This window comes from Proteus sp. FME41 (genome assembly GCF_014897315.1).
Classification (GTDB): Bacteria; Pseudomonadota; Gammaproteobacteria; order Enterobacterales; family Enterobacteriaceae; genus Proteus.
The window spans coordinates 153,964-176,503 of record NZ_JABUYL010000001.1 but is presented as its reverse complement, the minus strand read 5'-3'; the positions used below and the strand labels follow the sequence as shown (position 1 = coordinate 176,503).

The following is a 22,540-nucleotide window of genomic DNA, read 5'->3' as shown; positions in this document are numbered from 1 at the left end:
AACGTTATGGCCATGAAGTTAGAAGTTGTCATCACTCATGATGAAACGACAAATAAATGCAGTATAGAATGGTCTACGGCATCAACAGAAAATGTCACTGAGCAAGAACAACAGGCACTTTCATCAATGCAAAAAGCATTATTACTGCAACTGGGGCATCCCACAAATATCGCTATTATCCATTAGTGTGACATGTCACGAAGAGGCAAGACCAATGCTAAGACACTCTCAACAAAAAGACCAAGCCGTAAAGATCACATTACCTGATGGTACACATGGCTTTGTTTCAACAGATAGACGTTGCCACGTTTCATACGATTTTCCAGCACACGTGAAAATTGAACTTCAGCAAACCATCGCTGAACAACAAAGGGGGGAACAGTAATGTTTGGTTTATTCCTTTTAATATGTAGTTCAGTGAATTGCCAGTTCGAGCCCTATGGCTACATTTATCCTGATGAACAAAATTGTTTAATTGATAAAGAGGTACTCGCTACCAAAGGGAAAATTGCGGAGTGCTATCCAGTAGAGGGAATTATTCGGGTAAAAAATTGATTAAGCATAATCAGTTTTTACTTTTCGTTATTATTAACATTGTGGTTTATTCAAAACCAATGGATAACCACAATGAAATTATTAACACCTTGGGAACCGGGTTCTCAATTATTAACAAGTTTTGATATTAAATTAGGTCGGTTAGCGTTCAGTGTAAGAAATAGACCATGTACTGAAGCTGAAATCAAACACTCCTGCGATACAGCAGACCGGCTTATTTTATTGATGATGAGGCAAGACCAAAATGAGCAGAAAACTGATGAAAGCTAGTGCATGGGCTAAAAGAGAATTTGAAATAGGTTCTATTCCAGATAATAGAACCATAAAAAAATGGGTAGAAACTGGTTTATTAAAAGGCAAAATCGTTGATTGTTCTGTTTGGGTGTATTCATCTGAGCGCTGGGGTATCGAGTCCGTTATTTCTTCATGTGTTGATGAGTTAATAAGGGCTTCTTGATATGGCCAGTAGACCAAGAAGAAAGGAATTTAGGCATTTACCTGACTTCCTTTATTTTGATAAATCAGTCAAACAATATCGTCTTACATTAACTAATGGATTAAGAAAATGTATTGGTGCTGATAAAGCAAAAGCTATCGCAATAGCCAGAGAATACAATAATATCATGCGACCAGAAAAATCTGTTTCTGTAAATTCATTAATTGTTGATTCAGGAGGGCAATATGGTGAAGCCCTTCCCTTCTCTGAGCATTTAGATAAATTGTTTTCTCGGATCATTAATGATGAGCAACCATCTAAAAGCACGTTGAATGACTGGACTAACGACCTAGAAAGAGTGAAATCCTTTTTTAAGGATATTCCATCAAATGAAATATCTCTCGAACACGTTAATGGATTTATTAATGAATACCATGCTGAAGCTTCTGCCAATGTACAAAATCGAAAAGTAGGCTTTTTAAAGAAGATTTTCAGTTATGCAATAGACGAATCTCTTATGTTCGATAATCCAGCAGAACGTAAAAAGATGAAAAGAGTCGACGGCAAAAAACGTAGAAGATTATCTTATGATGACTTTCTTAAAATTCGAGCATCCGCAGAGCCTTGGTTAAGAACGGCAATGGATCTCGCATTACAGACAACACAGGCTAGGCTTGAAGTCTCACGAGTAAAATACAATATCAAAGCACCTAAAGAAAGAATATGTGGGTGTGTTTGGTATGAGGAGCCTAAAAATGGGATATATGGAATGATCTATATCCATAGGCAGAAAGTACAATACAAAGAAGCTTCTCACGTTGCTATTCCTATAGGAAAGGCATTAAAAGAAATCATTGATAATAGCCGTGACAATGTGGCAAGCCCTTATATTGTGCATAGACTGCCTACTCGTATCCCAAATAAAGTGAGTAAAGAAGTTAATCATCCAACACAAGTCGCACCTGATTACCTTAGCCGTGCATTTTCAGCGTTGCGTGATCAAGTGGGCGTTACCAGTCATTTGCCTTTAGATGAAAGACCAACCTTTCATGAAATAAGAGCATTGGCGGCCTTTATGTTTAAACAACGTGGTTTTGATCCTCAAGCTCGAATGGCTCACAGTGATGCAGAGTCGACAAAGATTTACACCGAAAACCATGTACAATGGGTTGAAGTGCCACATTGTGAGATTGCATAAGTTATATTATTGCAGATTTAGTCTTATACAGCTGAACCAATTCTAATTTGACACGCTGTTCTTACCAGATAAGGACATTAGCTTTTCAGTCTGTATTAACAGATATACTATTGTATGTTTCATTAATTCAGAGTAACCCTGAAAAAAATTTAATGAATACAGTCAGAAAACAGAATGTAAGAGGCTGGCATGAAAAAAAACACGGGAAAGGAATATGAGGAATTTGTTGGAGCTATTCAACAAAGTTTGTTAAATGCGGAGGGGATGTCGCATTTAAAAAATACATTAGTGGAGGTAAACAAAAAAATAGAAGACAGAAACGGAATTTTAAGGCAGTTTGATGTGTATTGGGAATTTAATTACGGTGGTTATGATTACAAGACGGTAATTGAATGCAAAGACTATGCATCCACAGTGACCATTGACAAAATTGATGCATTTATTGGTAAAACACAAGATATACCAGGTCTTCGTCTCATCTACGCTACTAAAACAGGCTACCAGAGCGGAACCCAAAAAAAGGCAGAACAATATAAAATAGATCTTCTTATTATAAGAGAAGGAATTGACGATGACTGGACTGCACCTGATGGGACACCATTAACAAAAATTATAAATTTAAATATCATTGCTCACTCGTCTCCAATAATTACTTCATTTTTTCCTATAATCGAATCCTCTTGGTTGGGCTCTCAGTTAGGGCTTAATATTGAAGATATAAAAAATAAATTCAGTGATATATGTAATAACAAAGTTTTCATATTAAATGAAATAACTGGCGCCAAATTTTCACTTTTTGACTTGGAAAATTCACTGACTAATAAAATACCTGATATAAAGTATGGTGCTGGAACATATAGTGAGAAGCTAAGTAATTCATATTTAGAGTCTACTGATGGAAAATTAAAAATAAAAATAAAAGGATACAAGTTAAACTATCAATACTCTGAGCCAATAGTGTCTACAACAATAATTGATTACTCCAAAGAGCTCTTAGGTATTGTACAGAACTACTCATCAGGAGATAAACGAATGATATTCAAAGATGGGCAGGTTAAGTGATTCTATTTTGAATAAAAAACCAACATTCAATCGCCCTCTAATGGAGGGCACTTTTTACAATGAGCACGTAATTATATACTATTCACTCTTGATATTTATTAATAAATATACAGTTTTATTAGCAATTATCCATCAACAGTAAGATAACTCATAACATCTATTTTTTCGCTCAACTCTTCATATTTAACTACACCCTACCTACGAAACATATCAATTCTAGTTTGAACTAACGTACATAAATATAGTGGTAAAACTCTCTCTAACTCATTGATTCTTATAATGCACATTTTGTATATTTAGCACTGTATGTAATTACATATAAAAGCATTATTTGCATTTATAATCAATGCGTTATGTAATTTAAAATCGGTTTCATGGGGTGTCGGGGGTCGTAGGTTCAAATCCTATCATGCCGACCAACAATATTTAAGAAAACCAACCATTTACGGTTGGTTTTTTTATGCCTGAAATTTGCTTGGTGTAAAACTGGTGTAAAACTGGTGTAAAACCCCCATCTTGTTTGCCCTGGTTAAAGCTCAATTCTCGCCCGGTTTCTATACTATAATTTTTGCTTAAGTTATTAACTAATTATGTAAAAAAGATCTTGTAGGCTAACTAAAAAAGATAAATTAAACGATAGATATGATTACTTAAGAAAGAAATAAGAAATGCATGATATGAGAAGCTTTCCTTGATTAAAGAAGAGTAAAATCTTTTTATTATGTTAATCAACCTCGTAAGTTCCATAAAATGGAATAGGCGACAATATGAAAAAATAATACACATACTTAGCATTATTATATTAGCCACATTTTTGAATAGCTGTACATTCTTCTCGTTGGATGAATCAGATACTCTTTCATATTAAACAAGTGAGTTAGTTAACAAAAACGGCTCCACAATTGCGGAGCTCTAATAAAATTAAATGTGATAAGAATCAATCGCCCACTATTTAAAAATAGAGCTCTAATTAAATTCAAAAACCAACATTTACACTGTTTATAAAAGAGCCTTCCCCTGTTGTGGTGGATAGTACATAATTAATTTGTTTTCAAACACGACACAACCTTTATGGTTTATCTATTTTAATGAGATGGAATTCCTTATGAGCGTACCACAAACAAAAGCTGAATTACTTTTAGCTATTGATAAAAATTTCAATAAATTAATTAGTTATTTAAATGCAATCCCAGCAGAAATGACATCTGAACACTCAATGGATGGGCACGCCAAAGGAACAGAGATGAGTGTTCATAATCTTGTTTCTTATTTGCTCGGATGGAATGCTCTTATTGTAAAATGGATCACTTCTGATGCCAAAGGCCTACCTGTCGATTTTCCAGATACGGGTTATAAATGGAACCAACTTGGTCTTCTTGCTCAAAAATTTTACTCCGATTATAGCGAGTTAAATTATGACTTGTTAGTATCTGAGCTTCAGACTGTGAAAAATGAAATTGTGAAGCTTATTGATGAGCGAACTGATGATGTCTTGTATGGCAAACCATGGTACACAAAATGGACGATGGGCCGGATGATCTCATTTAACACATCTTCGCCTTACGCCAATGCTAATGGAAGATTAAGAAAATGGGCAAAAAACAATAATATCGAATTAAAGTAAGTATCAGTGTAAAAATTACACATGTATTTAAAAACAATGTAGGGCTAGTGATCAATGTAATCGACTAAGTGATATAATCACTCAGTTATCATTGCCGATGTTTAATTGATATCCTGTTATTTTTATAATGGATAGGAATATGAATAACAAACAAAAAAATAAAAAATTGTTTACATTTACATCTCCATTATTATCTTTGACGATATCACTCTATCTCAGTATATTTACATTTGGCTATAATAATATTATTTGGCTAGTTTCTTCTTCTATTATTTTTTTTGTCGGTATTGTCGTATTTATATCTTCTTTAGAAATTTCTATAAAAGTTATTTATTTTAAAAAAATATCATTTTTACATACTAATAAATTTGTTATTTTAATCTTTACTTTAATGAGTTTTATAGCAGCCACCATCGTGCTGATAATGATATTTTATGAAGAAAAATTATCCTCTAACTTTTTTAACAGTGTGGAATTTGTTGCTTTTCTTATAGCTTATTTTTCTTTTATCTTAGTATCTATTTTTGTTTCTTGCGTATATTGCATGATTAATAATAACAAAAAATTCTTTTTACTCTCTCTGTTTTTGTTATTGATAATGATAATTATTTTCTTTAAAGAAAGAGATGCTCATTTTTTAATATTCTATTCCCTTATTTTCTTTATTATATTTTTAGGTGGAGTAACTATTATTACGATAAGAAAGGCTTTTTCTAATTATGATTAAGTTGTGGTTTTTCAATAACATATTTTTAATAGATTAAAAATTTCCTTTACTACGTTGCTGCTCAATATAAATGTTCTGATTAGCTTTAATACTATTTAATGTACTATCAGAATATGGATCTTCTTTATGACTTTTACTTTCTTGAGATTCTATTGCTCCTGTTGATGAGCAAGCAGAAATAAAAAAAATACCCAAAAGCATAAGTAATCTCATATCTACTCCAAATAATATTTTAAATTAATAGCAAATGTTTAGAGTAAAAATAAACAATTTAGTTCATAAAATCAATCGTCTTCATTTTTTATACTTACTCTTAATATGGTTACATAATAAATCATACATCGATCGCAACACAAAAAATGGATGCAATAATGAAATTATTTATGTCCTATGTTGGCGGCAATGTGGTAAGTTAAACATAAAAACCCAATATATTCAATGTGTTATATCATAAAAATCTATAGATACTTGGCCTGCATTAAGAAAGGTATGGTTTGGTGACAAAGATAAAGTACATATTGATGGTTATACTGAAATTACTTGGGTTGATGGATTTGATATCAGTCTTAGTCTTAGCAATAAGACGAGCAACAATAAATTATATTTTGTTAATGTAGGTAGTTATCACCCATCAAACCTAGCTGAACTATTTATTTGTTGCACAATCGCCAAATGAGGCCAAAGAAAAAGCCATCCTAACGCTTTTAGTCGATAGCCAGCAATACATAAAAATAATTTAAAAGATGTTGATGATTGCATTTTGTTGAGTAAAATCGGTAATTACTACATTCATCTAATATCAAGTAATGCAAGTGAACATTTCAAACCTTTATGGCAAGGTTATCAACCTATTGGTATTGAGAAAAATTAATAATTATTTTTACTGCGCTGTAAATTGTCAATGTAGTAAATTTCTCGAGTGACGCAATCATCAACTCATTTTCAAATATCAATCAACCACGTATTAAATAATATTGATATTTTCATTTGAAATAATTTTATATTATTTTTTTGTTACTTTTATTATTTAAAATTCATCAATTTTTTAAAATAAAAACCTTTTTTAGTTTTTGGAAATTTATTTCCATTATATATTTTTCGTTCATAATCTCGACCAGCATAGTGATTATCACCATAAAATTGACCATATAATGCTGTTTTAGGGCATACATCATCAGAAAAGAATCTATGATTATTATCCACTTCCATTTTCCTTATTTAATTTTAATTAATTAGATACCTCTTAAGGTAAAATATCTATAAATAGTTATTAACTTACAATATATATAAATCATTCAACACCATACTACTTCTATAAAAATAGATCCAACTTTGTTCTTATTTTTATTTAAAAAAAACAAATAAAATAATAAAAATAGAATATTTCAACTAAAGGCCATATTAGACAAAATAAAAAAAGAAGGTATGATATAAATATCACACACATTTTTTATTATAATAATTTATTATCTATATCTTTGTTCGCTACACCAAATGGGATATGTACAGAAGGAAGTTCAGACGAAGATTTTAAATGTAACTTTTGATCATCAAAGAATATATGTGGTTTTAAAATCTTTAGCACATTCGCTTTCTCTACTCCGCCCATAAAAAAGGCTTCATTAACAGAAATTCCCCACGCTCTCATGGTATTAATAACTCGCTTATGAGACGGCGCATTTCGTGCAGTAACAATGGAGATTTTAAGTAATGGAACATAACTAGAGTCTTGTTTAACTTTTTCTAACTCAAGCTTTTGAATATCAGAAATACGCAATAAGAAATTTTTTAATGGCCCTGAGTTATGGGGTACATCAACCATTTTAGCTTCATGACGATGAAAGTGAGATAACTCACCTGAAGTTTTATAAATAATCTCAGCTTCATCATCAGCAATAACACCATCAAAGTCGAAAGCGATTCTTAATTCATCTGCACTATCGTCATTAATATGACCCGCTAATATTTGGCCTGCTGGATAATTTGCCTTAATTGCTTGTAAAACATCGTCATGATCTGCAGATAAAAATAATTCAATATCGAAAGCTGGAATGTAAATATGTGGTGATTTACCTTGAAGAAATACAGCTCGAGTGATCCCTAATTCATAATGTTCAATAGAATTCATCACCCTTAATCCCGTATCAGGATCATTTCTGGACAATAAAATAACTTCAACTAAAGGATCATTCGGTCGAATATTATTCAATTTTAAAAGCCGACTAATAAAAGGAAATGCAACACCTTTATTAAGAGGGTTATCTTGCATTTTTCGTTGATAGTGCCGATAAGCTTCTTCGCCTTCTGTGCGAAATATATTATCTGACTCTTCTAAATCGAATAATGCACTAGAAGAAAGCCCTATGACTAATCTCTTTGTTAAATCATATGCCATAGCGTAAGTTCCTTGTTAACTCTCCATATTATTCATACTATCACCCTTTTAATAGAAGTTAGATAAGAAATTTTTTGGTTATTAGTATTCATAAAATCTCCACTTTAAATTCAGTAAAATAAGCACTTTTATTGACTTTTTGTGTAAATAAATAATATCCACATTTTTTATAGGGTTGACATATCAAATGATAATGATTATCTTTTAACTTGTGAGTAGTTGAGTATTTTACTTGGTTATTCACAACGACATTGCTCACATTGCTTCTAGTATTTATTGACCAACTCTCCTAGCGTTGGTCTTTTTTTTATCTCCCCTTCTATTTAACGAAAAATACTATTATCTTATTGAAGATAAAATGGTTTATAGCGAAAATTCAGTAAGATAATATTTTTATATTTGGTTTTTACTATCCAAAAAAGATTATTAAAGAACCATTTTATGATTAAACCATATCATCAATAGGGATTTTAATTTATGGGTTTTATTTCAGCTATCTTTAAAAAAAATAAAGAACTGACACCACAGCAACAATGGGAGCAAATAAATAAAAAATATGCAGATAATCTTATTGAACGTATCCGTGAGAAATTGGTACTAGTAGTTAGTATTGATCATGAATATAAGGAATTTGGTGCTGATAATCATAAATATCAGCTAAATTCTCCACTATCAATAGAGAACGTTAACCAACTACAAGTAAAAGCAGGCTGTGAATTTCCTGAAGATTATATCGCCTTTGTAACTCAAATTGGCAACGGTGGTACAGGCTCTTATGGTGGCGCAGGCCCCTATTATGGTCTCTACGCTTTTGATGAAGCAATAGATAGAAATGGTATACAAAATTGTGCATTACCCTGTTTATTGAGTCCTAAAATGGATATTGATGAATGGAAAGCACTATGCCATGTACCTGATGATTGTAGTGATACAGAATTTGATAATATTTATGATAGGATTCATCAGGGTACACTTTATTTAGGGACATGTGGTTGTGAATACGATCTTTTGTTAGTGATAAATGGTGATTATAAAGGCCATATTTTATACACATCAGACTGGGTAAATTCAGATACTCCCTACACTTTTTCCTATGAAACTTCTTTTACACAATGGTATGAACGTTGGTTAGATGAAGTAATTTTAGGCTATGATACCAGTTGGTTTGGCCATCGTATGGGCGGTAATGAAGAAATACTTATCACATTTGCCGAAAATAATAATATTACTAAAAAAACAGATGCTATCAATGCCTTAACAAGACTTCCTAATTTAACAATTAATAGTCTATATTTTTTAGAGCAACAGCTAAAAACAGAGTATATTGAGTTATACAAAGCCTCATTAAACGTGTTAGCAACCTATTTTAAAGAACAAGTATTGCCTCATATTCAAGGTGTATTAGCCGATCCACTGAATCAGAAAATAGATATTGTTATTCCAATTATTTATTTTAAATATAAAGATCAATATATTTTATTTAAAGATAGCCTTTTCCCTATTCTTAAAAAAACTGAGAATGAGAATACATTGCGCTTTATTGGCTATACATTAGAAGAGCTGAACGCGGTTTTAGTTGAGGATTTTCAACCCTTCTTCACACATCAAAATGTAGAAATAGTCAGAAGTGCAATTTATGCAGCTTCTCATGATATTGATTTAAAAGATAAGATTTCAGCATTTTTTGATTTAGCTATCTCAAACAATGCAGAGATTAGTTTGAGTGCTATTCAAGCTCTTTCTAGCTCAAATTATATTAATAACGAGTTATTACCCTATTTGAAAAAAGCATGGCTAATGTATCCTGAAGAAAAAAATCCTTACATTAGAAATAATATTTCTTTGTATATCAATAAAATATATAAAAACAATGAAATTGACATCAATAAATGGTCTCTCAATTAAAAAATATTTTTTATTATAAGTGAATAAATTGCTAGGTAAGAATAAGTTATTACCTAGCAAGATTAGAATTACAAGTAATAATACGTATTTCGCCATTAACAAGCTAAAAATAGTTATTTAAACTCAAAAAATTTCACATAAATGTATGTGGTTTTAAATGAAAGTATGACTAATAATAATTTAATTGAATTCCATAGCCTTTACTTGACGCATAAAAAATTCTTTAAAAACAACAAAATAAAAATAACTTCATTATTGAGCCACCCTTTTTTCTCTCTATTCTATTTAAATAATTAATTATTTTTCTTTAAGATTTGTTACAGATTGATATCTTTTTTTCCCTTATTATCGTTTTCAGTATTTCATCACTGATAGATATTTAATATTCCCCCGCCTAGTGCGGGGATTTTTTTATCTGAATTTCTTAATTCCTTCTCATATTTATTCATAAAATCACAGCTATTTTCACACTAAAAATGCTTTTATTTACTTTCTTTATAGCGAAAAGACATCATGACTGTTATATCTTTTACAATTCGATAGAGGATGTATGTCCGTAAACCCTAAACTATCACTAAAAAAGTATTCAACATATTTAGAAAAGGGAAGTGACTGTACTATCAACCCTATTTTTCCGAGCTTAAACACCAAATTTATAAGCTGAAAATATTTAGTTAACCATCTAATTTATCAAGGAAATTTATTGTGACTAATAAAATATTAATTACAGGTGCAACAGGGCAAGTCGGAGGCCTATTAATAAAATCACTACAAAAAAAAGGTTATAAAAATGTTGTATTAGCGATTAGAAAACCTGCAGAAAATACCCACTTTCCCTATCCTACTGTATTAATGGATTACGACAACCCTGAGACAATAAAACCAGCTCTTAATGGTATTGATTCCGTATTTATGATGACGGGTTACACAATTAACATGCTTCAACAGAGTAAAATTTTTGTTGATATCGCCAAACAACAGGGTATCGATTACATTGTTCATTTGGGAGCTTGTGGTGATGATAATGCGCAGGTTTCACATTGGGCTTGGCATCAACTCATTGAGCGTTATATTGAATGGTCAGGCATCCGCTTTACTCATCTCCGTCCTGAATCCTACATGCAAAATCTACTAGGCTATCAGGGAGATAATAATCTAAATAAAAACACTCTTCGTTCTTATTTTGGTGATGCAACTTTAAGTTGGGTTGATTGTACCGATGTGGCTGAAATAGCTGCTCATTGTCTATTATCACCAAGTTTACATGCGGGGAATACCTATCGATTAGGATATGAAAATAAAAATTATCCACAAATTGCACAGTTAATTACTGAAACATTAGGCCAACCTTTTCAATATAAAGCCGACTCTCCTGAAGTGTTTTGGCAATATGCTCAAGAAAATGGACTTGAACTTTCCTATATGAAAAGTATTTATGACCATTATGTGGATTTCACTTCAGGAAAATTATCGAGAGAGGGCGCTATATTTGATAATTTTGAAAAAATAACAGGAAAGCCAGCAATAACATTAAAACAATTTATTCTTAATAACAAAAAACACTTTAGTTAATGCAAAAATGTTAAATATGAAATAGGCTATTAATTATAATAGCCTATTTATTGCTAATTAATAAACACTATATTTTATAGGCTTCAAAGGTAATAATTTCAGTTTCATTATTAGGCACTTGCAAATATTGGTAGTCACCCGAGATTGTTATTCCTTTAAAACCAATAGATTCAAGTAAATGTTTAAATTCAGAAACACCAAACCATTTCAATTTAAAGACTTCCCATTCACTTTCAATTATTTTACCCTCTCTCCACTTATCATAACGGTGATGAGATACAGTAAGCTGATTAATGTGATCTATATCGGCATTAATGATCTGTAAAGTAATTAAATCTCCTTCAGGGGTTTCAAATTGTCTGCTAGTACATTGGCCCTTCACAAAAGAGTGTGCCAAGCTGATATCCACAAGTAAACGTCCTTTAAAATTCAATGCGTTATAGCATTTTTGAAGTGATTGTAACGCTTTCTCTTCACTATCTAGTAGCAAAAAAGTTCCTGTGGGAATAATAACTGCATCAACTAAAGTTTCTACTTGGAATGTTAGCAGGTTATCTTTGACTACTTTTTTTGCAGTAAAGCCATTATTTTTCAAATTATCCACACAGAAATAAAGCATTTCGTCTGAAAGATCAAATCCTGTTATATTTAGTCCCGCTTTTAATAAAGGGATCAAAATTCGTCCAGTTCCTACTGCGGGTTCTAAAATCTTGCCATCAATATCTTTAAGGCGCTCTTGATAGTATTCTACATCGCCAAAGCTACAGCCTATAGGCTTATCTATTTGATACACTTGGGCTGATAATGAGTGATAACTCTGCATCGTACTTTACTCTCTCTTATTTTTACTCTATTGATGATAGGGTTATAAAATAAGATATCAACAACTCATTTTAATTAAAAACATCAAATAATGATGTTTTTTTTCTTTGTTAACAATTTTATTGAAATACTTTGATAAGTTTTATTTAATTCTGAAATCACTCCATTTATACATCTTTTGTTTTAACAACAAAATGTATCATTGAAAAATTAAGTAATATAACTGATATTAAATTATATTAACTTATTAATGAAATCATTAAAATTCTATATTACACCTTATTTATCAATCCATTACATTTAAATCATAAAAATTAAATTATTAAAAAAACATTAAAACCACCAATAAATCATTCATCATTATTTATATAACTGTCATTAACCATCAAGATTTTTTACAGATTGATATATTTTTTTCCTCTAATATTCCCTTCATCAACTCGACACGGAAAGATATCAATTAAACGTGTGAGAAAAAATCAATCATAAACACTAACTAATTTTTTTATTAGAAATTAGTACACAAAGATAATCAATAAAATATTTGAGGAATAAATAATGAAAAAGAATCTTATTATCGGAACTTGCTTAGCATTTTTATTATCAGCACCAGTTATAGCAGATACAAATAAAGTCATTGGATCAGGAACGATTACTTTTACAGGTTCTATTGTTGAAGGTAATTGTATGACAGACTCTGTTGGCCATGTTTTTAAAACGAACTGCTGGAATGGTGTTGAAATGGAAGAAATACAACACAGAATCGAACCCAATAAAATGTTTAATGCTAAACTTGGTGAAAATAGAGGTTCAATGAATATAAACTGGATTGGTGAAAATTTAGCAATAATGGATATTATGTATAACTAATATTCATAAAATTTAAAATTCCTATATTTTCAATAAACATTAATCTATAATTAATTTAGGAATAATATTTATTATTAAATAATGAGTATATATTTTTAGAACATCAGAAGTTATTACTATATTTATATAAATGGTATTTTTCTACTATGGTCATAATATATTAAGCAGGTATAGTCTATTTCTATACCTGCTAACTCAGTGCTTTTAGTTTTCTTTTATCTGATTTGTTCTTTTTTCTTTTCAACCTATCCTTTTGCCTTTATTACATTCCTTTCTATTTACACTTTCCTTTAATCCATACAAACGCTAGGGTTGACAACCCAACTGATAATGATTATCTTTTAGCTTGTGATAAAGTTGAGTATTGTACTCAACTTTATCACAACGACATTGCTCACATTGCTTCCAGTATTTACTGTGACCAACACATTGTGTGTTGGTCTTTTTTTATTTAACAATTACAACTTAATTATAAAGACTTGCTTCACCTTCAGGTCTAGTTTTAAAACGTCTATGTGCCCATAAGTATTGCTCTGGCGCTCGCATTATCTCTATTTCGATCAGTTTATTCATTCTATCTGTATCATTTTGAATATTTTCAGTAGGATAATTTATAAGCTCCTTACCAATTATCAGGCTGTACTTCTTACCTTGTTTTTTTTCATTTCTGACCAAAGTTACTGTTAACGTTGGTGCTCCTGATAATTTAGCTAAAATGGCAACTCCTTTTGAAGTCGATGCCTTCTTAACAGAGAAAAAAGGTGAGAATGTGGTTCCTTTTAACCCAAAGTCTTGGTCAGGTGCAAACCAAATTGCTTTCCCTTTTTTTAACTCCATAACCATAAACTTTAAATTACGTCTATCAATCATCCCTTTATCAGAACGGCATCTTGCTTTAGTTTGAATATATTCCATAGCTTTATTATTGTGTGGGCGGTACATGGCATTAACAGGGAAACAAAGCCCCATGATTCTACCACCTAGCTCTAACGACATGGAATGTATCCCTATCAATAGAATTCCCGCATTTTTATCATTCGCATTGGTGAAATTAGAAATTCCGTCTACTTCAAAGAGATTCTTTAACCGACGATCGCTCCAAAACCATGCCATTCCTGTTTCAAATAATGCAACGCCAAGAGAAGATAAATTATCCATGACAAGTTTATTAATTTCATTTTGATCTTTGTCGGGAAAACACAACTCTAGATTTTTCTTTATTATAGAAACTCTTCTCTTTACAAAAAAACGTGATAACAACCCTAAACGTTTACCAAGAAAAAGCAGCCAAGAATAAGGTAATTGTACTAATAAAAAAAGAATAGAAACACCAAACCACGTCAGAAAATATTTTGGGTGTAAAAGGTGCAATGAGAAAAAATTTTTAGCGTACACTAGTTTGTCCTTTAGGAACTAAAAGTATTTAAACCACATAGAATTAGACATCAATTGTTTAAGATAAGCCATTAAATATTAATTTAATTTTTAACTTCAATTATCTTTTTATGATTTATCCGATACTTTTCTATTCTAATGAATTTTTTTTCTTTCTTTTCATTGAGAAAGCAATATCTTACTATCTTTATTTTGCCATTATAAGAATTTTATTATTATTTAAATTATTTTTATGTATTTTATTGGTTATTAAAGTAAATATATTTCTAATCAGGAAAATTATTTACCTTCGATATTTACATAACTTTAATAATAATATTTTGAAGTATTTTCAGAAATAAAATGAAAGTGAAATTATGGACATTATTAAAACAAAAAAACCCACCAAGGTGAGGTTTTTTTTATTGGCATTATCAGTATGTTTGATACTGCATTAAGCAATACATACTGTAATAATAACCAATATTACAGACCGATTACGTTCGCGGCTGCAGGACCTTTAGCGCCATTTTCGATAGAAAATGAAACTTCTTGGCCTTCTTTCAGAGATTTAAAGCTTTCGCTTTGAATTGCTGAAAAGTGTACGAATACATCTTTGCTTCCGTCTTTAGGAGTGATAAAGCCAAAACCTTTATCATCGTTAAACCATTTTACTGTACCAGTCATTGTATTAGACATAAGATTTCCTATAATTAATTTGTTTGCCATAAGGCATTGTTTGCGGTTTGATTTCGGATTTTACTTATGGTCACTATTTGAAGGAATTCGCAACGAAGAGGTATCATGGATAACGCTAAACGGTGAACTACTTAAAACTGCACTAACATAAATAGGTCTGTACTTCCAAACCAGTGACGCTATTAAGTCATATAATTCATTTTATAGCAAATTATTTTCACCTTTATTTTAAAAAAAATTTTTCACGCACCAAATTAGAAAATAATTATAAGTTAAAAATAATTATCTATTTTACCTATCTCATTATTTTAATTTAAAAACATGAATAAAAAAGTAGATACTGTTATTTTTTAAGATAACCAGTATCTACTCTATCATTAATGTACTACATCACCTTAATCAACTAGTTCTAATAAAATTTCTTCTGTTTTCGTCCACAGAAGTGAACCACCTTCTTCTGGCCATAAATGTCGCTCAGCATTAGGAAAACGTTGAAATAATAAATCTCCAAAGTCCGGAGAATGAACGGTACTAGTATCCTTCATTCCGTACCATAAAGTTGTTGGTGTCTTTATTTCTTCAGGTGAAAATCCCCAAGGTTGCATCGCAATCAGCAAATCTTGAGTGTATCCATCATTGCCCTGTTTAAAAGCTTCTGCCATACATTCTTGATAAACAGGGAGAAAATCAACTGATTTATAAATAGCCAAATCAACATCAGCACTGTAATTTAAAATAAAATCCATTAGCCATTTAGCTGTTATATTTTGCTTAATCCAACTGGTTAACAGTTCTGGTGCTCCAACAGCTTGACGTTGCATATTAACAACATCATCTGTTAGCTTATTTTGCGTATCAGGATAATCAAATTGATCTTGCCCTGCGACAATCAGTAATTTATCAACATGACAGTAAACACAAAGAGCCATCGCAAAAACAGCCCCCTGTGAAAATCCCATTACATTAATATTTTTGATATGAAGATGATCTAATAAAAATAAAATATCTTCAGAAAAAGATTTTAACGATTTTTTAGGATCAAAAGTAGAATCGCCCAATCCTGGGCGAGTTGGCGTAATCAGCCGAATATTAAGTTTACTTAAGAGGTCAACGTCTACACCTAATAAACCACTCATACCTGCACCAGTGCAAAATAATACTGGCTTACCTTGCTCTGGACCCGATTCATACCACGTTAAAATTCTATTATCTGGTAATGATACATTATATTTTCTTGAGTTTTTAATTTTCATTAGATTTTGTCTTTTATTAATTTTTGATAACACATTACCTGCCATATTGGATAGCAATGCCTATTTTAAAGTTCTTCTTTTAAAAATTAATATTGAGATTAGCTAAGGGTAAGACTTCATATAAACTCACAATAAATATTGTTTAGTTGCAGATAAGTGGATAAACCAAAAATTTATTTTTTGTTTTTTTTAAATAAAAAAGAGTAGATGTCATACTACTCTCTATTAGTATAACCAATTAGCTGTAATAAGTAAGGGCTTTACCACTGATCACCTCTACGAAAATCACAATATAACGATGAAGTTAAATCAATTTCATTTATAGTACTCAATGCCATAATTCCTTCATCATCACCCTCTGTTTGTTTATAAACACCTTGGTTTAATTCAAAGAGCTTACCTGTCCATTTACGCCATCCTAACAAAGAATATAACGGTATACCTTTCTCAGAAGCAGAGAGTAGTCCAAGCTGATAACAAGACTTGATAATATCATTCGCTTGAGTCATTAATTCTTTACCTATTCCTTGTCGACGATAATCCTTTAAAACAGCCATTGCCTCAACATATCCTACCGAAATAGGATTATTATCAATCGCCATATTTCTTTGAACAATAGCAACATGCCCTACCATCTTTTCTTGATAATAAGCAAAAATATGCATACCACCTAATGCATGCTGAAAGTCATCTAATGAAAAGTCATCACCAAAACTTTCTATTAACAAAAAATACAGTATTTCTTTCTCTATTTTGGATAAGTGACAAGTATGCTTGGATGTATATTTAATAATCATAAAAAACCATTTAGCAATCACAATAAGACTATCTTTATAACTGATTTGTTTTTTATGACCAACTTATTTGTGTGATAAAAAATGCGTTATTACTTTTCTATACTTATTTTTAATTATTATATTTACTTAATCTTTTTCTTATAAAAAAGAGGACAATAAATTGCCCTCTTTTTTATTTATAACTAGTTTCTACGTTATTTTACTAATTTACAGGTACGGCCCTTATCTTCAGCAATTCGCCCATTAACTGCATCATCTTCTGAAATCGTTGCTAAATTAAATTCACCTTTACCTTTGCCCCAAATTTGGAAGTTCTCACCAACATAACGAGCACCACTAGCCGCAACAGCCTCTTTTAAAACAATAATTTCATCGCTGTAATACATAACAGCTAACTGTTCAGTAGGAAAAGAAACTCTGATTTTTTGGCCTTCACAGTTATAAGTATCCGTTTTAGCTGCCAAAGCAGGAGCTGTTATTAATGAAGAAACTAAAGCAATAGCAGAAATAGAAAATAACTTATTCATATACATCTCCTAAAATAACCGATAGGGTTTTACTAATATAATTAAGCTAGACTTTTTCTAAAAAAGAAAAAATAGGATATCTCCGCATTTTATTAAATATAGAAATATTCATATAGATTTTAATTTAAACTTAATTTTAATAAAAAAACATCAATCATTGATTAGTGAGTTAAATGCGCTGTTTTTATTTACTATCAAGTTTAATTTTAAAAAATAGCAATACATAACTTTACATTATCACCTACCTATTTTACTTTATTCAATGTAACTATCACTATACGATATGCTATTATCCTAACACCTATAAATTTATTGTAGCTCAATAAATTAAGTCGATCTTATTGAAAATAATCGATAAAAAAAATAATAGGAATATTCATGCTTCAAGAGAATGTTGTTAAAGATATCATTGTTTGGATCGAACAAAATCTCGATTCACGTTTATCATTAGATATTGTTGCTGAAAAGTCAGGCTATACAAAATGGCATTTTCAGCGCTTATTTAAAGCTTATACAGGAATATCTTTAGGAAAATACATACTCGCCCGTCGTTTATCTTGTGGCGCCTATGCCTTAAGAATAACGCGTTGTAGCTTGTTAGATATTTCATTGAAATATCGTTTTGATTCTCAGCAAACATTTTGTCGAGCCTTTAAAAAACAGTTTAATATCACCCCTTCAGAATATAGAAAAAAGCCAGGATGGGATATTAGTGAGCTTATTTTTCCCGCTCTGGAAACTGTTGAACTTAGCGCCAAATACGAAGTAGTTACCCTTCCTTCTCTAAAATTAGTAGGTATGTCCCACCATTACAATAAACCCATTTCTACATGGGACTCTGACAAAAAAAAATTCAGAAAAGAATTCTGGCGTAAATTTTTAAAAGATGTACATACAATACCCACTGAGTTATATGCAATGCATAGAGCCTCTGCATCTACACTAGAAGATACAATGTATATTTATAGCACCGCCGTTGATAAAGATAACTTATCAGCAACATCAAATGTCTCTTCTATGTCGCAACTGGAGTTGCCTAGTGGCAATTATTTAGCCATTACCTTTCATATGGATGAGATTTTAGATTCATTAACGGGCTATGATGATATTATTTATACCGTATACACTAAAGTATTACCAAAAATGAATTTATTGCGTAGACCTGGCCCTGACATTGAACGATACACATTAAAAGGCGCCGTTAGCTATGATAAATTGCTAGGGCAAAGTGGAGAACACTTACAAAAAATTAGCTATTATATTCCCGTTCTTTAGTCATCCCTACATTGAAAAAGATCCCAAAAATAAATTGGGATCTTTCGGTTTCAGTATTTCTTAAAACACTTATTCTTTATTAGTCTTTTTTAGATTTATTAGCCAAGAAAATATCATCTTGAATATCTTTTGTTCTCACGGTAAATAATTCATTAGTTAAATTTTCCGTCAACTTTTCCGCATCCGCCATAATGCGTAAATTAAACTCGTTAAGCATTTTATCTGCACCCACTTTATCGGTTTTAACCATATTGAGATATTTAGCTTCCATTTCTTTTTGTTCTAATGCTGTTTTGATTTCCCAATCTTGATAGGCTTTTTTTACTATTGGCGCTAGTTTTGGATAATCGGTCATAACTAATGTCTGCAATTTACGATACTTCCAATAAATCGAGTCACTGTCCGCTTTATCTGTTCCCATGCCATAATGTTGAGGATAGACTTTTAATCCACTGTAATACGGAACAAATGCAGTTAAATCCGCCATACCTAAACCAACATAAGTTACTTCACCTATTTCTTGAGGAAGTTCAGGGCGAACTTGCATTACATGTGCTTCATAAGTTCTAAACACACTAATTGGGCGCCAAGATTCTTTACCATTTAATCCATTAGAATATGGGTCGTGTTCAGTTCCTTCAAAGTGATTACGTAACATCGCTTTAGCTTCTTCAACAGATACTTTTTTCTCTGGTGTTAATAAAGGTGCGAAATGACGACCATCATCCACAGCTTGTTTTAATGACGGATTAAATTGTTGTTGAATAACCCATACCCGAGGATCGTTGTAAGTACGATCTCGTTCATCATCACGGGTATACGCCTTAGAAAAGTTAAATATCCCCTCTTTTTCTGGATTATAAAGTCCTTTTTCAACCGCAAACTCTACTAAATTTTTAGAGCCTAAGATATCTTCACTGTTTACATCATAGGTTTGTAACCTTCCTTGGTTACCTGTCGCAAAATATTTATCTTTAGGTAACTTTTGTGCAATCCAGTGGTGTCCTGTTCCTGTTTCTAAATACCAAAGCTCATTTTTATCAACAACAGCAACACCAAACCCTTCTCCTGCACCTTGTTTTTCAATAATACTTCCTAATAATTCAATTGCTTCACGCGCTGTTTTCGCTCTTGAAAGAAGCACATCTGGAATATCATCTTCTGTTATACCGGTATCTTCAACATAGGGATCGAACTCAAGGGCTTTAGGTGAAGCAAAAATAGATTCTGTACCACTAACCCCGACTCCCAGTTCATTAAATCCTGTCGCACCATGAAGCTGTGTTTTCCAATTTGGGACAGTGGTATAACGCAATGAATTTTCAGGTAATGGATAAATAAAATTATTAGCACCATTATGTTCTTTAGTACTATAAGTCCCTGCTTGATTTGCTTTTGCTGGATGAATAACAAAATGTTGTGCTTTTAATGCATTACTATCTGCACTACGAGCAATAATCAATGATCCATCATTTGTTGCATCACTTCCTGCTAACAAGGTGGTACAGGCTAAAGCAGAAGAAACTAATGCAATATTAAGCGATAATGCAATAATACCTTTTTTAAATAAAGACATAAATTTTCCCATTTGCTTGTTATTTATAATTTATAGATCAATTAGGTATCTTGAAAAATAAAAAACCAGATAGATAATTGGACGTGAAATATTAACAATGAGAAAGCGATCATTACCGTGATTTATATCTCAATGAGCATTGTTTTTTTAAATAATCATATTAATTAAATGTATCATATTAATATCATGGGATTTTTTAAAATATATATTTTATATATAAATAAAAATAAATTCGTTATAAATGTTATTTTTATGTAATTAGAAGTCACATTATTCATTAAGGTTAGTTTTAATACTAAAGTTAATAACAATACATTAAATATGATAATAATCTATGTTATTTTTAGTGTACCATAGTAAATAAAAGGATGTGAAACTTGTTAAATAATTATAAAATAAAAATAGAGATTAAGATTGAGATATTTTTATTTCTATAATTCATTACTTACAACATTTTATTTAAAAAACATTATCCACATTAAAAAACAAGAAAAATAGAGGTAAATAATAATCATATTAAAATAGTGACTAAAGTGTTTATTCTTTTAACCACTATTTTATTTAATCGTTATTTAGCTATAAACCGCATTAATTGCTGGCGTAATTGTTTATTTTCCTGTTTTAGCTGCTCCATTTCATCTAATAAAGCAAGCGCAATGGCAATGCCATGCCAATCTAAGGCAAGCTCTTTATGAAGCTTTAATGCTCGGTGTGTCACCACAATCGCATTATCATCAAAAAGCCATTCTTGAGTTTCAATCTCTAATGGTTCAATCATGCCAAGCGCAACACATTCTTTAAGCTCATCATTTGATATCCCAGTATGATGACAAAATTCAGTGACAGTAAATACCGTTGTTGTTAATTGAGCCATTATTTATTCCCCCAGTTTTCACGTGGATTATAATCGGCCTGACTATCTGCAATCTGTTGCCATAATGCACGTGCTTTCTCATCAGATTGAGGTGGCATAACAATTTTGATAATGGCATATAAATCACCACTGACTTTTTGGCTGGCTAATCCTTTGCCTTTAATACGCAATCTTTGCCCTGTTTGGCTTCCTGCTGGAATGGTTAATAAAATTTTGTCTTTAATTGTAGGTATCGGAATTTTTGCACCTAATGCGGCTTCCCATGGAGCAATCGGAACGACTATTTCTAGATCATGGCCTTTTACATCAAATAAAGGATGAGGTGCTATACGAATAGTTAACCATAAATCACCATTTTCACCACCATTTTCGCCTATTGTCCCTTGTCCTTTTAGACGGATGCGTTGACCATCAATAACACCCGCAGGAACTTTAACATTTAATGTTTTAGGAATTTCTTTTTCCACGATCCCAAAAACATTATAAACAGGTAAACGGTAACTAATTGTGCGTTTATGTTCTTCTTGTGATTCTTCCAGAAAGACGGCTAATTCTATTTCTAAATCATGTCCGCGTTGTTTGAGTGGTTGCTGGGTTCGACGTCCTTCAAACGGAGAATGTTGACCAAAAAATGAAGTGTAAATATCATCAAAATCTTCTTGGCTAAAGCTTTCTTGATTTGTATTTGAATGTTGTTGTGTAAATTGCTTAAATTTTGGATCGTTGCGGTGAGCCCAAAGTTCATCATATTCAGCTCTACGTTGCTCATCACCTAATATCTCCCACGCTTGAGCAATTTCTTTAAAACGCTCTTCTGCATTAGGTTCTTTACTTACATCTGGATGGTATTTTTTTGCTAAACGTCGATAAGCTGTTTTAATCGTTTTAGTATCATCGGTGGGCTTCACCCCCATTATGGTATAGTAATCCTTTAATTCCATAGTGATATCTCAATTATGTTAAATGATGAATTAAATACTACTCCCCTAGACTTGATTA

24 protein-coding genes and 1 pseudogene are annotated in these 22,540 nt (G+C 31.4%); 13 read left to right on the top strand and 12 right to left on the bottom strand.

Going from position 1 to position 22,540, the window contains the following annotated elements; translation table 11 throughout:
• The first annotated feature begins 6 nt into the window (after positions 1 to 6).
• From INT04_RS00775 to INT04_RS00740, 8 genes are all read left to right on the top strand, one after another.
• Positions 7 to 186: a hypothetical protein gene (locus tag INT04_RS00775; protein ID WP_006533555.1), complete on the top strand. Its 180-nt coding sequence runs from the start codon at positions 7 to 9 to the stop codon at positions 184 to 186.
• Between the two features lie 28 nt (positions 187 to 214).
• Positions 215 to 385, top strand: coding sequence for a hypothetical protein (locus INT04_RS00770; RefSeq protein WP_193014268.1), 171 nt, complete (start codon positions 215 to 217; stop codon positions 383 to 385).
• A 242-nt stretch (positions 386 to 627) separates the two neighbouring features.
• On the top strand, positions 628 to 825 hold the full coding sequence (locus tag INT04_RS00765; protein ID WP_193014267.1) for a hypothetical protein: 198 nt from the start codon (positions 628 to 630) through the stop codon (positions 823 to 825).
• Positions 800 to 1,012: a hypothetical protein gene (locus INT04_RS00760; RefSeq protein ID WP_193014266.1), complete on the top strand. Its 213-nt coding sequence runs from the start codon at positions 800 to 802 to the stop codon at positions 1,010 to 1,012. The genes INT04_RS00765 and INT04_RS00760 overlap by 26 nt, the downstream gene beginning before the upstream one ends.
• Before the next feature lies 1 nt (position 1,013).
• Positions 1,014 to 2,189 carry a tyrosine-type recombinase/integrase gene (locus INT04_RS00755; RefSeq protein WP_193014265.1) on the top strand — a complete coding sequence of 392 codons (1,176 nt, stop codon included), beginning with the start codon at positions 1,014 to 1,016 and terminating at the stop codon, positions 2,187 to 2,189.
• A 189-nt stretch (positions 2,190 to 2,378) separates the two neighbouring features.
• Positions 2,379 to 3,251 carry a hypothetical protein gene (locus tag INT04_RS00750; protein ID WP_193014264.1) on the top strand — a complete coding sequence of 291 codons (873 nt, stop codon included), beginning with the start codon at positions 2,379 to 2,381 and terminating at the stop codon, positions 3,249 to 3,251.
• A gap of 1,105 nt (positions 3,252 to 4,356) precedes the next feature.
• Entirely contained in the window at positions 4,357 to 4,875 is a 519-nt protein-coding gene (locus INT04_RS00745) for a ClbS/DfsB family four-helix bundle protein (RefSeq protein WP_193014263.1), read from the top strand.
• A 139-nt stretch (positions 4,876 to 5,014) separates the two neighbouring features.
• Positions 5,015 to 5,602 (top strand): hypothetical protein, encoded by a 588-nt coding sequence (locus tag INT04_RS00740; protein ID WP_193014262.1) that lies wholly within the window; start codon positions 5,015 to 5,017, stop codon positions 5,600 to 5,602.
• Positions 5,603 to 5,635: 33 nt separating this feature from the next.
• On the opposite strand, the gene INT04_RS00735 is transcribed toward INT04_RS00740, so the two are convergent.
• Positions 5,636 to 5,815, bottom strand: a complete 180-nt coding sequence (locus INT04_RS00735; RefSeq protein ID WP_193014261.1) for a hypothetical protein — start codon at positions 5,813 to 5,815, stop codon at positions 5,636 to 5,638.
• 158 nt (positions 5,816 to 5,973) lie between these two features.
• Between INT04_RS00735 and INT04_RS00730 the strand changes: the two are divergent.
• A pseudogene (locus tag INT04_RS00730) lies at positions 5,974 to 6,473 on the top strand (DUF1543 domain-containing protein).
• Between the two features lie 152 nt (positions 6,474 to 6,625).
• On the opposite strand, the gene INT04_RS00725 reads toward INT04_RS00730, so the two are convergent.
• Together INT04_RS00725 and INT04_RS00720 are read right to left on the bottom strand one after the other, a co-directional pair.
• On the bottom strand, positions 6,626 to 6,805 hold the full coding sequence (locus INT04_RS00725; protein ID WP_115351004.1) for a hypothetical protein: 180 nt from the start codon (positions 6,803 to 6,805) through the stop codon (positions 6,626 to 6,628).
• A 250-nt stretch (positions 6,806 to 7,055) separates the two neighbouring features.
• Positions 7,056 to 7,997 carry a 5'-nucleotidase gene (locus tag INT04_RS00720; RefSeq protein WP_193014260.1) on the bottom strand — a complete coding sequence of 314 codons (942 nt, stop codon included), beginning with the start codon at positions 7,995 to 7,997 and terminating at the stop codon, positions 7,056 to 7,058.
• 477 nt (positions 7,998 to 8,474) lie between these two features.
• Here INT04_RS00720 and INT04_RS00715 point away from each other — a divergent pair, with 477 nt between their 5' ends.
• On the top strand, positions 8,475 to 9,902 hold the full coding sequence (locus INT04_RS00715) for an SMI1/KNR4 family protein (RefSeq protein ID WP_193014259.1): 1,428 nt from the start codon (positions 8,475 to 8,477) through the stop codon (positions 9,900 to 9,902).
• A gap of 705 nt (positions 9,903 to 10,607) precedes the next feature.
• A complete protein-coding gene (locus INT04_RS00710) occupies positions 10,608 to 11,474 on the top strand; it encodes an NmrA family NAD(P)-binding protein (RefSeq protein WP_319021309.1) in 867 nt (288 codons plus the stop codon).
• A 67-nt stretch (positions 11,475 to 11,541) separates the two neighbouring features.
• On the opposite strand, the gene INT04_RS00705 is transcribed toward INT04_RS00710, so the two are convergent.
• A complete protein-coding gene (locus INT04_RS00705) occupies positions 11,542 to 12,297 on the bottom strand; it encodes a class I SAM-dependent methyltransferase (RefSeq protein ID WP_193014258.1) in 756 nt (251 codons plus the stop codon).
• A 557-nt stretch (positions 12,298 to 12,854) separates the two neighbouring features.
• On the opposite strand from INT04_RS00705, the gene INT04_RS00700 reads away from it, so the two are divergent.
• Positions 12,855 to 13,166 (top strand): hypothetical protein, encoded by a 312-nt coding sequence (locus INT04_RS00700; RefSeq protein WP_193014257.1) that lies wholly within the window; start codon positions 12,855 to 12,857, stop codon positions 13,164 to 13,166.
• Positions 13,167 to 13,631: 465 nt separating this feature from the next.
• Here the strand turns inward: INT04_RS00700 and lpxL are convergent, their stop codons facing one another.
• The 5 genes from lpxL to INT04_RS00675 form a co-directional block, all read right to left on the bottom strand.
• Positions 13,632 to 14,561, bottom strand: coding sequence for an LpxL/LpxP family Kdo(2)-lipid IV(A) lauroyl/palmitoleoyl acyltransferase (lpxL, locus tag INT04_RS00695; RefSeq protein WP_193014256.1), 930 nt, complete (start codon positions 14,559 to 14,561; stop codon positions 13,632 to 13,634).
• Between the two features lie 465 nt (positions 14,562 to 15,026).
• Positions 15,027 to 15,239 (bottom strand): cold shock domain-containing protein, encoded by a 213-nt coding sequence (locus INT04_RS00690; RefSeq protein ID WP_193014255.1) that lies wholly within the window; start codon positions 15,237 to 15,239, stop codon positions 15,027 to 15,029.
• Between the two features lie 395 nt (positions 15,240 to 15,634).
• Complete coding sequence (locus tag INT04_RS00685) at positions 15,635 to 16,492, bottom strand: alpha/beta fold hydrolase (protein ID WP_193014254.1); 858 nt, start codon at positions 16,490 to 16,492, stop codon at positions 15,635 to 15,637.
• A gap of 260 nt (positions 16,493 to 16,752) precedes the next feature.
• Complete coding sequence (locus tag INT04_RS00680) at positions 16,753 to 17,289, bottom strand: GNAT family N-acetyltransferase (protein ID WP_193014585.1); 537 nt, start codon at positions 17,287 to 17,289, stop codon at positions 16,753 to 16,755.
• Between the two features lie 194 nt (positions 17,290 to 17,483).
• Positions 17,484 to 17,816 (bottom strand): MliC family protein, encoded by a 333-nt coding sequence (locus INT04_RS00675; RefSeq protein WP_193014253.1) that lies wholly within the window; start codon positions 17,814 to 17,816, stop codon positions 17,484 to 17,486.
• Between the two features lie 378 nt (positions 17,817 to 18,194).
• Between INT04_RS00675 and INT04_RS00670 the strand changes: the two genes are divergently transcribed.
• Positions 18,195 to 19,091, top strand: coding sequence for an AraC family transcriptional regulator (locus INT04_RS00670; RefSeq protein ID WP_193014252.1), 897 nt, complete (start codon positions 18,195 to 18,197; stop codon positions 19,089 to 19,091).
• 79 nt (positions 19,092 to 19,170) lie between these two features.
• Here INT04_RS00670 and INT04_RS00665 read toward each other — a convergent pair whose 3' ends face one another.
• From INT04_RS00665 to cbpA, 3 genes are all read right to left on the bottom strand, one after another.
• Complete coding sequence (locus INT04_RS00665) at positions 19,171 to 20,667, bottom strand: C69 family dipeptidase (protein WP_193014251.1); 1,497 nt, start codon at positions 20,665 to 20,667, stop codon at positions 19,171 to 19,173.
• A 568-nt stretch (positions 20,668 to 21,235) separates the two neighbouring features.
• Positions 21,236 to 21,541: a chaperone modulator CbpM gene (gene cbpM, locus INT04_RS00660; RefSeq protein WP_193014250.1), complete on the bottom strand. Its 306-nt coding sequence runs from the start codon at positions 21,539 to 21,541 to the stop codon at positions 21,236 to 21,238.
• On the bottom strand, positions 21,541 to 22,482 hold the full coding sequence (cbpA, locus tag INT04_RS00655; RefSeq protein ID WP_193014249.1) for a curved DNA-binding protein: 942 nt from the start codon (positions 22,480 to 22,482) through the stop codon (positions 21,541 to 21,543). Before cbpA ends, cbpM begins: the two co-directional genes overlap by 1 nt.
• Positions 22,483 to 22,540 lie beyond the last annotated feature (58 nt).

Coding starts and splice junctions, on each gene's coding strand:
- INT04_RS00760 (WP_193014266.1), top strand. CDS start 800: ATGAGCAGAAAACTGATGAAAGCTAGTGCATGGGCTAAAAGAGAATTT.
- INT04_RS00705 (WP_193014258.1), bottom strand. CDS start 12,297: ATGCAGAGTTATCACTCATTATCAGCCCAAGTGTATCAAATAGATAAG.
- cbpM (WP_193014250.1), bottom strand. CDS start 21,541: ATGGCTCAATTAACAACAACGGTATTTACTGTCACTGAATTTTGTCAT.
- INT04_RS00745 (WP_193014263.1), top strand. CDS start 4,357: ATGAGCGTACCACAAACAAAAGCTGAATTACTTTTAGCTATTGATAAA.
- INT04_RS00775 (WP_006533555.1), top strand. CDS start 7: ATGGCCATGAAGTTAGAAGTTGTCATCACTCATGATGAAACGACAAAT.
- INT04_RS00720 (WP_193014260.1), bottom strand. CDS start 7,997: ATGGCATATGATTTAACAAAGAGATTAGTCATAGGGCTTTCTTCTAGT.
- INT04_RS00685 (WP_193014254.1), bottom strand. CDS start 16,492: ATGAAAATTAAAAACTCAAGAAAATATAATGTATCATTACCAGATAAT.
- INT04_RS00670 (WP_193014252.1), top strand. CDS start 18,195: ATGCTTCAAGAGAATGTTGTTAAAGATATCATTGTTTGGATCGAACAA.
- INT04_RS00675 (WP_193014253.1), bottom strand. CDS start 17,816: ATGAATAAGTTATTTTCTATTTCTGCTATTGCTTTAGTTTCTTCATTA.
- INT04_RS00700 (WP_193014257.1), top strand. CDS start 12,855: ATGAAAAAGAATCTTATTATCGGAACTTGCTTAGCATTTTTATTATCA.
- INT04_RS00770 (WP_193014268.1), top strand. CDS start 215: ATGCTAAGACACTCTCAACAAAAAGACCAAGCCGTAAAGATCACATTA.
- INT04_RS00755 (WP_193014265.1), top strand. CDS start 1,014: ATGGCCAGTAGACCAAGAAGAAAGGAATTTAGGCATTTACCTGACTTC.
- INT04_RS00750 (WP_193014264.1), top strand. CDS start 2,379: ATGAAAAAAAACACGGGAAAGGAATATGAGGAATTTGTTGGAGCTATT.
- INT04_RS00680 (WP_193014585.1), bottom strand. CDS start 17,289: ATGATTATTAAATATACATCCAAGCATACTTGTCACTTATCCAAAATA.
- INT04_RS00765 (WP_193014267.1), top strand. CDS start 628: ATGAAATTATTAACACCTTGGGAACCGGGTTCTCAATTATTAACAAGT.
- cbpA (WP_193014249.1), bottom strand. CDS start 22,482: ATGGAATTAAAGGATTACTATACCATAATGGGGGTGAAGCCCACCGAT.
- INT04_RS00715 (WP_193014259.1), top strand. CDS start 8,475: ATGGGTTTTATTTCAGCTATCTTTAAAAAAAATAAAGAACTGACACCA.
- INT04_RS00690 (WP_193014255.1), bottom strand. CDS start 15,239: ATGTCTAATACAATGACTGGTACAGTAAAATGGTTTAACGATGATAAA.
- INT04_RS00665 (WP_193014251.1), bottom strand. CDS start 20,667: ATGTCTTTATTTAAAAAAGGTATTATTGCATTATCGCTTAATATTGCA.
- INT04_RS00740 (WP_193014262.1), top strand. CDS start 5,015: ATGAATAACAAACAAAAAAATAAAAAATTGTTTACATTTACATCTCCA.
- INT04_RS00735 (WP_193014261.1), bottom strand. CDS start 5,815: ATGAGATTACTTATGCTTTTGGGTATTTTTTTTATTTCTGCTTGCTCA.